Here is a 12,179-nt window from a genome sequence, read left to right on the forward strand (position 1 = left end):
CGAGGATTTCACCCCAGTACCGATGAGGTAGTCGCCATCCGGCATCGGAATGAAGCGGCTGTTGGGCTCTTTGATTCCCACGACGTCGGCGTTTGTAAAATCGCGCAAGCGAGTTTCTTTTAGACGCTTGAAGCGGATCCACGAAAAATCGGGCACCGTGATCTCCTCGATATCGATAAGCGAGTCTTTTTTATATAAAAATCGCTCCAAAATATTTTCCATATCGGGACGCACGCTTATCGCCGAAAGCCTTTGTGCGGCGAGCTTAGAGGGTGAGACGATAGAATTTGCGCCGAGTTTTTTTAGCCTCTCGGTGTCGCTGTCATCATCGCTATTTGCCATGATGAAGTATGGGGTGATGCGACCAAGCTCCTTTTCGTATAGGCGCACGAGCGAGATTATCGCGATATTATCGGCTAAATTTGGACTTAGCGTGATGACGGATTTTGCAGATGACAGATGGGCTTTTAGCATCGTGGTTTCTACATGCGGTTCTCCTACGATGAAATATGGATAGCGGTTTTCTTCGGCGATTTTAGCTAGAGCGGGATCGGGGTCGATCACGACAAAAGGCAGATGATTTTCGCGAAACTGCTTGGCAAGCTCGGCGCAGTAGATGTTGTTGTAACAGATAATGTAGTGGTTTTTGAGCCTTGCGATTTTGTTGATCATTCGTTGCTCCCTAAGTAAATTTTGAAGTTTGCCGTTTTTTATGACCTCGACGACGACGCCCAGGCAAAACGAAAAGGTTCCAAAGCCCATGAGGATGAATAAGACGGTAAAAATTCTACCCGCGGGCGATATCGGCGCTACTTCGGTAAAGCCTACCGTCGTAAAGGTCATGCCTGCTTGATAAAAGGCGTCTACGAGCGAAAAGCCCGCTATAAAGACGTAGCCTAATGTGCCGATTAGCATCATCAGCACGATGGTTATAAGTGGTAAGCGAAAAGGTCGTAGCTGGTCGTAAATTTCTGTATAGAGGTTGATGTCCGGCTTAGTCGAGCCGGACCAGTCGAGGAATCGCTTGATCTTGTCCAAAACAGACATAAATTCCTCTTTAAGAGGTTATTTTGATTGTTTTTTCATAGTTCGTAGAGTTGAGGCGGCGACTTTGATTCGTCTGGTTGAGCCGTCTTGTAGCTGAACGCGGATGGTGCGTAGATTGACCTGGAATTTCTTTTTGGTTCTGTTATTTGCGTGGCTAACGTTATTCCCTACCATCGCACCTTTGCCGGTGATTGCGCATCTTCTTGCCATAATAAATCCTTGATGATTAAAATAAATGACGATTATATCGAAAAAATTTCAAATTATGCTTAAAATCCGCCGCGGTTTAAATTTAGCGAAATTTATGACAAAACTAAGTAAAATTCCGCATCTTGAAATTTTAAAGGAATCTTAATGTATGTCGCACCCAGCATTTTATCGGCGGATTTCGGCAGGCTCGCGGAGGAAATTCGCGCAGTCTGCGAAGTGGGTGCCGATCTCATTCACGTAGACGTGATGGACGGACATTTTGTACCTAATCTTACGATCGGACCGCTCGTAGCAAGCGCCGCGGCAAAGGCGAGTAGCAAGCCTTTAGATATCCATCTGATGGTTAAAAACGTGCCGTTTTTCGTCGATCTTTTTTTGCCGCTAAAGCCGAAATTTCTTAGCTTCCACATCGAGGAGGAGACCCATCCGCTGCGCCTCATAGATCACATCCGCCATAGCGGCGTCTCGCCTGCGGTCGTGCTAAATCCGCACACTCCGCTTAGCGCGCTGGAGTTTATCTTGGGCGAGGTCGATATGGTGCTTTTGATGAGCGTCAATCCGGGCTTTGGAGGGCAGAAATTTATCCCCTCGGCGCTTGAGAAAATTAAGCAGCTGCGCGAGCTGATCGATCGCAAAGGCGCAAAATGCCTCATCGAGGTCGACGGCGGCGTAAACGGGCTGAATATCGCAGATATCGACGAAGCGGGCGCCGACGTCGTGGTAGCGGGCAACTACATATTTTCTTCAAACGACTACGCGGAGGCGATCCGTGCGCTTAAAATTTAGGCGCGGCACAGGGGCAAAATTTTGACGCGCCAGATCGAAAATCTCATAAATTTACTGGCTCAAAAGAGCATAAATTATTACGATTTTATCTCAAAAGCAAGCGATATTGCCGAAATTACCGAGCTTTTCGAGCCCAAAGACCTCTCGATGTGGCGGGCGCTGGGCATAGAGATAATAAAGCTAGATAGCGGCAAAATCACACTCAAAACCCGTGAGACGGACATAGATGATCAGGAATTTTGCTTCGTGGACATCGAGACGAACGGTGGGCTCTCAAACGGCCAGATCATCGAAATCGGCGCGATAAAAACGCGCGGCACGCAGGAGTTGGACCGCTTCGAAAGCTTCGTTTACGCGCCCGTCGTACCCGAAAATATCACGGAGCTTACCGGTATCCACGCGGACGATCTTGTGGGCGCGCCGCCGCTAGCTAGCGTGCTGGAGCGGTTTAGGCTGTTTTTAGGAGATAGCGTTTTTGTGGCGCACAACGTCAAATTTGACTACGGCTTCATCGACGCGAGCCTGCAAAAATGCGGCTTCGGAATGCTTTTAAATCGCAGGCTCTGCACCGTCGAGCTCGCGCGCCGCACGATCGAGGCGCAAAGATACGGGCTCGGCTCGTTAAAAGAGCTTTTAGGCGTGCAAAACGTCCACCACCGCGCATTTAGCGACGCCGTTTCCTGCTTTGAAATTTTCAAATCCGCGCTCTCGCGGCTGCCGTGGAGCGTGCAAAGCACTGAGGATCTGATACTTTTTAGTAAGACCGCAAAGAGCCTGGCGCTGCCTAAGCCGCAGCTTTCGGGGCGTGGCGAGGGCGAAATTTTATAAATCGCGCGCCGAATTAGAAAATGAAATTTTAGCGAAATTTCACACCGCCGTTTGAAGGGTAAATTTTGCGCTTTTAAGCGGCGGGGCTTTAATCTGCGCGAATTGTGGCAGCGGTAAATTCGATCCGAGCGATTTTGGGCGGCGCAAATCGGCGCGTATGGGCCTAGATTTTGAAATTTTACCCTTGCCGTAGCGATTGAATGCGCACAAATCGCGGCGGCGCAAATTTAAAGCGCTACTGCGGCGAGATGTGATTGCGAGTGAACCGAAACGGCGCGAATTTAAGCAGGCACGGTTTTAAATCGCATTGCGATCGCACCAAATTTAAGTGTAAATGCCCGCAGCGGCGCCCTCCGCGTATGCCGGCTAGGCGGGATCATGCGATTTTAATTTGCTCGGGCGGGTGTGGCAGCGAATGCTCGCGGAGCCTTTTTGCTTTCGCGGTTTTGATCTTTGCGGCGATAAATTTTGCGCCCGCCCGCGGTTTTACAACCTTGCTTCGAGCGAATTTTTTAAGCGCTTGCAGTCACGCGGATGCGTCCAAGGCGTCGCGCGCTTTAAATTTTAATTTAGCCTAGGTGCGCGAATTCGATGCTTTAAACTCTAAAATCAATAAATTTTGCCCGCGCCTGCCCGTCTTTTGCGTCCTAAAAGCAATAAATTTAGCGCGCCCGTACCGCCGCCGCAGATATGCTAGACGCGAGTGTCTTATGCATTCGCCGCTTGGAATTTTGATTTTAGCTTGACGACCCGATCGGTACGTGCCCGTGCTGAAAATTTTAAAATGGAGATTTATAAAATTTTTTGGCGCCGACCGAAAATGAAATTTCATAAATTTTTATCGCAAAACACAGCGCGATCGGAGTAAATTTACGTAAACCCAAAATTTATCGTAGCGGCGTACCGTAGTCGCATATGTACTAAAATTTAGCGATAAGCGAATCCGCGATCCTAATAATACGAATTTTACGCAGACGCGCCCCGCTCCGAATCAAAGCGTCATCGGAGGGCTAGCGGGCTTTGTGAGCGAGCGGAGTAATGCGTCGCCGTTATCTTTGCAAGAAGCGCGATCTTGCGATTAGGCGGTCTTTCGCGCCTCAAAAAGGGCATATCGTGAGCTGAAATTCGAAACGGAATTTCATAAGACGGATCGCTGCTTTTAAATTTACGTTGCAAATTCCATAGGCTGCGAATACTGCGTTAAATTTTAAAATTCTGTCTGTTTTAGTCATGTCTTGAGGTATGTATTGCGAGGGTCCGCGAGCCACTTGATTGGAAAATGAGTTTTAGATCGCGCCTTGCGTATGTATCGCGCGGTAAAATAAATTTTTGCGCCGTAAAATTTCGCGCCGCTGCGTTACTGCTGAGCCGCCCGCTGTCTTAACTCCCGTCCGATCACTTCGTATCTTCAAACGCGCTAGAATTTCAGCAAAGCTACGTTTTAATGCAAAATTTATCTACTTACCGCGGTCTGTGGTGGATGAAATTTTACCGCTCGCCGCAAGCTGTGCGCGGTATTTGCTTGTCGTGCATGCGCGTCACGGCCCAGCGGGGTTTTTTCGTATCGGTTGTGCGGTTTGCTTACCGCGTATACGCGTCATGGACTAGCATCCGTCTGCCGCGAGCCGTCGCCGCTCGTCCGCCTCGTTACGCATATTTTTGTGCTGTAAGCTACGCGTCACCGCATCTGCGTCAAGATCGCGCCGTGCCTTTAAAGCACGCAAATCTATCCTGCATAAAATTTCGCTTCTTCGCCATGCTCGCCTCCTGCCGCACTTTGTCGTACTTGTCTGCTGCGAGCCGTCGCCGTCTTATTTCGCAACCGCACCTACCGCGCATTATACCGCGCTCGTTGCAAGTTTTAGCGCCCGCGTCTTGAAATTTCAGTCTAAAAGCCCTATTTAGTGCCGCGTCCTAGCAGAAACAATCTCACCGCTTGTTCGGCGACACGGGCTAAATTTTGTGTCGCGATCTCTTTTTCCATCGCGTGCTCAAGGCTCATCGGTTCATTTAGGATGCAAAAAAATGCGCCTATGCCACGCTCGTTACAGCCGCCGGCACAGGGCGAGATACCGCCTGCCAGCGCGATTACGGGCACGCCGTAGGAAGCGGCGATCTTCGCAACACCGCAGGGGGTTTTGCCCATCGAGCTTTGAAAATCGAGCCTTCCTTCGCCTGTGATGACAAGCTCGGTGCCTTGCATATCGCGATCCAGTCCGATCTCTTCGGTGATGATGTCGATGCCCGGCTTAAGCGTTGCGTTTAGAAAGCTTACGAAGCCAAAGCCTAGCCCGCCGGCAGCTCCTGCTCCGGGGCTATTCCAAAGCTCGCGTCCGAGGTACTTACTTACGACGCTTGCGAAATTTATAAGCCCTGCATCAAGCTGCTTTACCATCGCCGCATCCGCGCCCTTTTGCGGAGCGTAAATATATGCCGCGCCGTTTTCGCCAAAGAGCGGATTATCCACATCGCAGGCGATAAGAAACTCGCACTCTTTAAGATGCGGCAGCACCGAAGTGCAATCTATCGTGGCGAGTTTAATCAGATCCTCGCCCGCTCCCGCAAGCTCTGCGCCATTTGCATCTTTAAATTTAAAGCCGAGCGCGCGCAGCATACCCATACCCGCGTCATTCGTAGCACTTCCGCCGATGCCGATGATAAACTTTCGCGCGCCGTGCGCAATCGCATGCGCTATCATCTCGCCAAAGCCGTAGGTGCTCGTTTTTAGCGGGTTGCGGCGCGATTTTTCGATGAGCGGCAGACCCGATGCGGACGCCATTTCTAAGATGCCTAGCTCGCCTTTTAAGGCGTAGCGCGCGGGCGTTTTTTCGCCTAACGGATTTGCTACGATGACGTCCATGAACTTAGCTTTTAGCGCGTCTGCAAGGGCTTCAACGCTTCCTTCGCCGCCATCTGCGATAGGTTTGACGAGCACCTCGCAGCCTAGCTTTTCGATGCCTGATTTTACGGCGTTGCCCGCCTCAAGCGAACTAAGCGAGCCCTTAAACGAGTCGATCGCGACTAAAACTTTCATATTTTTCCTTTAGCTGGTATTTTAAAATTTTGGAATTTTACAGCGCGTAGGCTAAATTTACGATGACAAGACTGAAGCAAGAGTAGAATTTTAAAATCTCGTTGCCGAATTTATGGGGTAAATTCTAAAATTTCATGTCGTGGAATTTTAGAATTCTGTAAGCCACAGAATTTCGGCTAAATTTTAAAATTCCGTAGCGATAGAATTTTAAAATTTCGCTCCTTGAGGCTTTGTGTGTAAATTTAAAACTCCGCTATACGAAATTTTAATACTAGGGCATTTGCGCGGTACGGCTAGCTACGTAAATTTAAAGAATTTTATGTAGCTAGCCACTGGTAGATACCGTATTGCACTCTGCACTGATTTAGCGCTGTAGCGGCTAAATAAGCAGCCTAGATCAAAAACAGCGACAAAATCCACACGCTGATCATACCTGTAATGCCCATAATTAGCGTAAGCATGGTTTGAGTGCGGTAGCCTTGCTGCGGGTTCATCTTGCTAAAATTCGTAACGACCCAGAAGTAGCTGTCGTTAGCGTGCGAAACCGTCATCGCGCCCGCTGCGATCGCCATTACCACAAGCGCGCCGGACATTTCGGAGGTGAAGCCCAGTACCTGCATCAGCGAACCATCCACGTTAAACGCGCCCATGATCGAAGCGGTGGTGATGATCGCAACGGTGGAGCTTCCTTGCGCGGTTTTTAAGACGGCTGAGATTAAGAACGGGAAGAAAATCCCAGCAGCTTTAATTGCGGTCGCATTGTCCTTGATGTAGGTTACGAAGCCGGCGTCGGTGATTACCTTGCCTAGCACTCCGCCCGCTGCGGTGATGAAGAGGATCGGGCCTACGATTTTTAAGGATTCGTTGGTGATCTCGCTAAATTCGCCTAGCTTGCCGGTTTGTGCGAGCAGAAATACCGCAAAAACTACGCCCAAGGCTAGCGCGATGATAGGATTTCCTAAAAATTGTAAAATTTCGCCCGCAAATCCGCCTACTTTTAGGATCTTGGCGACGGAGCCCAGCGCCATAAATAGGATCGGTACCAAAATAGGGGCTAAGCTCAAAAATCCGCTCGGCAATTTGCCGTATTGTTTAAGCAGATCGTCGTAGCTTTTTGCGATAACCTCATTCGCTTCAGCCTCGCTTATATGCACGCTCTTGGCGACTTTTTTGGAAAAAAAGTATGTAGCGATCAGCACCGGCAATGATACTACCGCGCCCATTGCGATTACGAGTAGCAGATTGCCGCCTAGACCCACGGCGCCTGCTGCGGCGATCGGTCCCGGAGTTGGCGGGATGAATACGTGCGAGGCATAAAGTCCGCCTGAGAGCGCTACCGCCAGGGCGACCGGGTTTTCGCCGATTTTTTTACTGATCGCTTCTCGGATCGGGTTTAAAACTACGAAGCCGCTGTCGCAAAATACGGGGATACCTACGATCCAGCCCATTATGAGCATCGCAAGCTCGGGGCGCTTTTGCCCGACTACGTTTACGACCATATCGGCGAGTTTTAGCGCCGCGCCTGTCTTTTCGAGCACGGTGCCGATGAGCGCGCCGAAGATTATGACGATACCGATACTCTTAAACGTGCCGCTGAATCCGTCGCCGATAATTGCGGGGATCTTGGCTAGCGGTATGCCCGCGACGATCGCGAGCGCCAGGGAGATAAGCATTAGCGCCAAAAACGGGTGAACGCCTGCTTTGGAGATCAAAAAAATCATCACGACGACCGCTATGGCGAAGCAGATGATTAACGCAACACCGCTCATAAAAGCTCCTTGAATGGATTTAATTTGCCCGCAAGCGGTTTAAGCTTAAGCTCCGTTTGCGCCTCAAATTAATGCGGTAATTTTAGCGAAATTTTAATATAAAGCAAGAAAGGCGGCGTTAAATTTATGGAAATTTATGATTTATGCGGAAATGATGGACTAGCTAGCGGAATTTGTCGGTTGGAGTTTGTCGGTTGGAGTTTGTCGGTTGGAGTTTGTCGGTTGGAGTTTGTCGGTGCCGCGCGGCGAGAGCGGTTAAAATTTTAAAATTTACGTCGTTTGCTTTGATATGCTGTTTGTTTTAATGCGTTGCGCGGCGGCGGAAATTTTATCGCTATTCGACGTCGTGGCGCAGCAATGGCGGCGGTGTGCTTGCGCTTTACACGCGGGTTTGACAGCTGGGCGGCGTTAGCGAGGCGGACGGCTTTGGGGTGCTTGCTGCGGCGGAAGCAGTGAAGATAGAGCGCAATAGCCCCGGCGGCGATAGCGGCGATGAAAGGCGATAGTATCGGCAGCGGCGGGATTTTTGATATATAATCGGCGATGATAGAATTTTTGATTGGAATTACTCGCGCGCGGCGATGAAATTTTAATCAAAACTATCGGCAGAAGCGGCGAAATTTTAATTGAAAGCAGGGAACATAGATAGAGCTTCGATCAAAATATCGCGCGTAGCGGTTCTGATAAAAATCGGCGGCAATCTGCGGTAGAATTTTGCGGCTTTTTATATAATTTTTCTGCGAGTTTTCCGTGAACTTTTCTGGATTTTTCAAAATTCCTGGCGGTCTTTGCGCGGTCTATCTGCGGCGGGATTTCGCGGCTTGGCGGAATTTACAGAGCCATTTTAAATTTAGAAGGTCGTTTAAAATTGTGCAGAGGATGCGGTAGCCTAAGCAAGGTATCCGGTTTTAAATTTGCAAAGCCGTTTAAATTTGTAAAGTTACTTCCCGCTGTGCCTCTTTTTGAGCGCTCTTTGCGCGTGTAAATTTTAATCGGCAGCTCTATCTGATCCGCAAAATTTTAGTTTTTGAAATTTTATAAATTTTCGAGCTTACGTTTTGGCTGAAATTTTGATCTACGACCTCGTCCGCCGCTGCTTTCGCCCAGGCTTCGTCGAAGTTTTGCCCGTTTAAATTTGCGCTGCTGGAGTAGAGCCAGTCAAATTGCCTCAAAAACTCCTCATGAGCGCACTCTTTTACGACGCGCACGGCTTTGGCGTTCGGATATAAAAACGTCGTTGTCCTCGCGCGGCGCACTAAATTTTTAAATTTAGCGGGCACGCGAGCGAGATTTTTTAGCTCGCTAAGCTTCGCCGTCGTTATGAGGCAGGGTTTATCCGCGGCTCGGCCTTTTAGCGCGTTTATCTCGCGAAAATCCTTACTCAAAAATCCCGCCGTCGTATCGGTCTGCGCCAAATAGATCATCTCTCCTCCAAATTTACGCCTTTTTCCTATCTTTGGCTAGCAAAAATATGCACGAGATAATGAGAGTAAAGCCCGCAAAATCAAGAAACACGAACTCCGTCCCCAGCCAAAAATAGGCAAACGCCGCAGCGCTTACAGGCTCGATGCACGCTATCATGCTCGCCCTGCTAGCGCCTATTATCTTTAGCCCCGTCATGTAAAAGCTAAACGCACATATCGTGCCTAGGATCACGACTGCGGCAAGCGCAGCAAAGCCCTGCGCGTCGCTCACGCCGCCTAGCTGCCAAACCCGCGTGTAAAGCGCGAGCGCGCCGCCGCCGATGACCATACCCCAGCCTAAATTTAGCGCGACGGGGTATTTTTGATTTAGCTTCGTTGGGATGAGACTATAAATCACGACGCCAAGCGCGCTAATGAGGCACCAAACCAGCGCCTCCGCGTTGATAACCAGCGAGCCAAGATCGCCGTGAGTGGCTAGCAGCATGACGCCCAGCACCGCGAAAATGAGCGCGATGAGCTCGACCTTTTTAGGCACGCGCCGCTGTGAAAAGCAAACGACGGCAAGGATGAGCGCGGGCGCGGAGTACTGGATCACGGTCGCGACGGCGGCGTTTGAGAGCTCGACACCGCAAAAGTACGAATACTGCGTCATCATAAGCCCAAAAAACGCGTAGATGAGCAGCTGCGGCAAAAGCACGCGATCTTTTAGCGGCGCAAAGGCTAGGCGCGGCGAGCGAGCGATGTAATACGCTACCATCGCAAGCCCGGCGAGGCCTAGGCGGTAGGGTACGAGCCAGTCGGCGCTAACGCCCTTTTGCGTGAACAGATACTGCCCGCAAACACTGCTAAATCCCCATAATACGCCGCCAAGAAGCGTGATGAAAACGCCGAAAAATTCGCTCTGTGATCTCATTTGCCGCCTTAAATTTAAAGCCAAAGTATACAAGCTTATGCTTAAGCTGGGGTTAAATTTGGGGTTTGGGCACGGCGCGATGAGCAAGGTAGGCAAAATTAAATTTAGGCAAATGCAGCAAAAATTGACAAAGATTTAAATTTGGACGCGTCCGGGCGTAATATGCGGCGGCTAAATTTTGACGAAATCGGCGAGAATTTTAAATTTGAGCGGATGGATAAGGAGGGCATTGCAAAATAATCTTCGAAGTTGTATTGTAAATTTTGAACGCGACAAGATGAGTGAAAATATCGCATGGCTGATGAGGCGGTTTTAAATTTAATCGCACGCAAACTCCCGTCCTTACTTCATGCCTTACATTCGCAGCTTTTTAAGAATCGGCTCAAGCCACAGCTTGGAGTTTCCTCTTGCTCGCAAGCTGCTTTAGCGGAGTGAAAAAGACGGTAGCAAACGCGGCGAATAACAAATAGCCTGCGAAGCTTAAGATTTTAAAACTAGCAACGTATATTTCTTTTGCGGGTTACAAATTTGCGAAGCAAAAAGCGCACTAAAATTCAATGCTTAAATTTTAAAATTTCAAACTTTCTTGTTCTAATAGTCGCAAATCCGCAATCTTTCGCCTAAATTTGGCGAAATTCGCGTCCAGCTCGCGTTTGCGTTTTACGGCGATATCTATAAACTCGTCCTCTTTTTCGATACCTACGAATTTTCGTCCTAGTAAATTCGCAGCTACGCCGGTCGTCGCAGAGCCTGCAAAAGGATCACAAACGACGCTATTTTGAGTGCTCGCCATTAAGATTAACCGCACCAAAAGCGGCAGTGGTTTTTGCGTCGGATGCTTGCCGCACGCCTTCTCCCACGGCGCGATCGCGGGCAAGCTCCACACGTCGCGCATCTGCTTGTCGCCGTTTAGCTTTTTCATTAGCTCGTAGTTGAAAATATGCTTAAATTTCTCGCTTTTTCTTGCCCAGATGATCTGTTCCGAGCCGTGCGTGAGATAGCGGCAGCTGAAATTCGGCGGCGGATTGGTCTTCGCCCACGTGATGACGTTTAGGATTTTGTAGTCCAGCTTTTGCAGCGCCCGACCGATCGAAAATATATTGTGATACGTCCCGCTTATCATTACGCTGCCGTTGTTTGCGAGTGCATCTTTGGCGAGCGCGAGCCATTCGAGATTAAATTTATCTATCTCGTCAATGCCGTAGCTTTTGTCCCACTCGCCCTTGTTTACGCTTACGATTTGCCCGTTTTGAATACTGAGTCCGTCGTTTGAGAGAAAATAGGGCGGATCGGCAAAAATGAGGTCAAACTCGCCTTTAAATTTAGGCAAAATATTGAAGCAATCGCCTTTAAAAAGCTTAAAATCATCGGCTAACTTAAACATTTTTAAGCTCTTTTATAAAGTAATAAAGCGTGGCGAGATTATAAATTTTAACGCTTTTGTAGGCTTCTTCCAGTTTGTTTTTAGCCGCCAGCCACCCCTGTCCGTCGGTTATCCAGATAAATTTAAATCCGCCACAAAGCGCGATCTTTTGTGCTATTTCGATATAAGACCTTGCGACTTCATTTAGCTTCGAGCCGCCCGTGCCGTAAAAATTCGCCTCGATCAGATATGTTACGCCGCCTGCGCTAATGACGAAATCGAAAATCTTTTGATCGCTTCCTAAATTTAGAGCAAAATTCCTACTGCTGACCTCGGTTTGAAAGCAGATATTTTCACTCTTTTCGGGCAAAACAAATGGTGTTTCGATGTGTTAAATTTACTCATTGCCGTTCGCGATAAAAACACGGACGTGATAGCGACTAGCGGTGAGCTAACGAAACTCGGAACGTATTTTAAAAGTCCCGAAAAAATTTATGAGTTTTGCCAAGAAAGCGGACTAGATAAAATTTTTACGGACGGAAAGGTTAAAAATTTGCACGATTACGTATTTGGCGTGGAAGTTGGACTCGATACAAATGCGCGAAAAAATCGCGGAGGCGTAAATTTCGCACGAACGATTTCAGAGCATCTTAAAAGTGAAAATATCTGTTTTCAAATCCTTTGAACCGAGTAAAAAATCAAGCGTGTGAAGCTTGATAGAAACGGCTTTTAGATTTTTGCTGCATTTTTCAAAGTCGGTAAAGTAGTCAAGGCTTGCATTTGTTTTTCTAAGCGAGCGTAAAAA

Annotated in this window: 12 protein-coding genes; 3 read left to right on the forward strand and 9 right to left on the reverse strand. The window is 48.6% G+C overall.

Annotated features, from left to right (window positions below):
- Window positions 1-1,047, reverse strand: a 1,047-nt coding sequence (locus Q0277_RS09455) for an NAD-binding protein (RefSeq protein WP_297997525.1), incomplete at its 3' end; no start/stop codon positions are given.
- An 18-nt stretch (window positions 1,048-1,065) separates the two neighbouring features.
- On the reverse strand, window positions 1,066-1,257 hold the full coding sequence (rpmB, locus tag Q0277_RS09460) for a 50S ribosomal protein L28 (protein WP_291939605.1): 192 nt from the start codon (window positions 1,255-1,257) through the stop codon (window positions 1,066-1,068).
- 144 nt (window positions 1,258-1,401) lie between these two features.
- On the opposite strand from rpmB, the gene rpe reads away from it, so the two are divergent.
- Both rpe and Q0277_RS09470 read left to right on the forward strand, forming a co-directional pair.
- On the forward strand, window positions 1,402-2,043 hold the full coding sequence (gene rpe / locus Q0277_RS09465) for a ribulose-phosphate 3-epimerase (RefSeq protein WP_297997527.1): 642 nt from the start codon (window positions 1,402-1,404) through the stop codon (window positions 2,041-2,043).
- A gap of 21 nt (window positions 2,044-2,064) precedes the next feature.
- Window positions 2,065-2,871, forward strand: a complete 807-nt coding sequence (locus Q0277_RS09470; protein WP_297997529.1) for a 3'-5' exonuclease — start codon at window positions 2,065-2,067, stop codon at window positions 2,869-2,871.
- A 1,897-nt stretch (window positions 2,872-4,768) separates the two neighbouring features.
- On the opposite strand, the gene Q0277_RS09475 is transcribed toward Q0277_RS09470, so the two are convergent.
- The 6 genes from Q0277_RS09475 to Q0277_RS09500 form a co-directional block, all read right to left on the reverse strand.
- On the reverse strand, window positions 4,769-5,905 hold the full coding sequence (locus tag Q0277_RS09475; RefSeq protein ID WP_297997530.1) for a glycerate kinase: 1,137 nt from the start codon (window positions 5,903-5,905) through the stop codon (window positions 4,769-4,771).
- 392 nt (window positions 5,906-6,297) lie between these two features.
- Entirely contained in the window at window positions 6,298-7,674 is a 1,377-nt protein-coding gene (locus tag Q0277_RS09480) for a GntP family permease (protein WP_297997532.1), read from the reverse strand.
- A 1,001-nt stretch (window positions 7,675-8,675) separates the two neighbouring features.
- Window positions 8,676-9,098 carry a Sua5/YciO/YrdC/YwlC family protein gene (locus Q0277_RS09485; protein ID WP_297997534.1) on the reverse strand — a complete coding sequence of 141 codons (423 nt, stop codon included), beginning with the start codon at window positions 9,096-9,098 and terminating at the stop codon, window positions 8,676-8,678.
- Between the two features lie 13 nt (window positions 9,099-9,111).
- The gene (locus Q0277_RS09490; RefSeq protein ID WP_297997535.1) at window positions 9,112-10,011 is read right to left on the reverse strand and encodes a DMT family transporter; all 900 of its coding nucleotides are present in this window, start codon (window positions 10,009-10,011) and stop codon (window positions 9,112-9,114) included.
- A gap of 568 nt (window positions 10,012-10,579) precedes the next feature.
- The gene (locus tag Q0277_RS09495) at window positions 10,580-11,395 is read right to left on the reverse strand and encodes a site-specific DNA-methyltransferase (protein WP_297942165.1); all 816 of its coding nucleotides are present in this window, start codon (window positions 11,393-11,395) and stop codon (window positions 10,580-10,582) included.
- Complete coding sequence (locus Q0277_RS09500) at window positions 11,388-11,744, reverse strand: DpnII family type II restriction endonuclease (protein WP_297997536.1); 357 nt, start codon at window positions 11,742-11,744, stop codon at window positions 11,388-11,390. Before Q0277_RS09500 ends, Q0277_RS09495 begins: the two co-directional genes overlap by 8 nt.
- 18 nt (window positions 11,745-11,762) lie before the next feature.
- Between Q0277_RS09500 and Q0277_RS09505 the strand changes: the two genes are divergently transcribed.
- A complete protein-coding gene (locus Q0277_RS09505; protein WP_297997538.1) occupies window positions 11,763-12,059 on the forward strand; it encodes a DpnII family type II restriction endonuclease in 297 nt (98 codons plus the stop codon).
- On the opposite strand, the gene Q0277_RS09510 is transcribed toward Q0277_RS09505, so the two are convergent.
- Window positions 12,015-12,179: DpnII family type II restriction endonuclease (locus tag Q0277_RS09510; protein ID WP_297997540.1), on the reverse strand; the 165-nt coding region annotated here is incomplete at its 5' end. The genes Q0277_RS09505 and Q0277_RS09510 overlap by 45 nt on opposite strands.

The organism is uncultured Campylobacter sp. (genome assembly GCF_938030815.1).
Classification (GTDB): Bacteria; Campylobacterota; Campylobacteria; order Campylobacterales; family Campylobacteraceae; genus Campylobacter_B.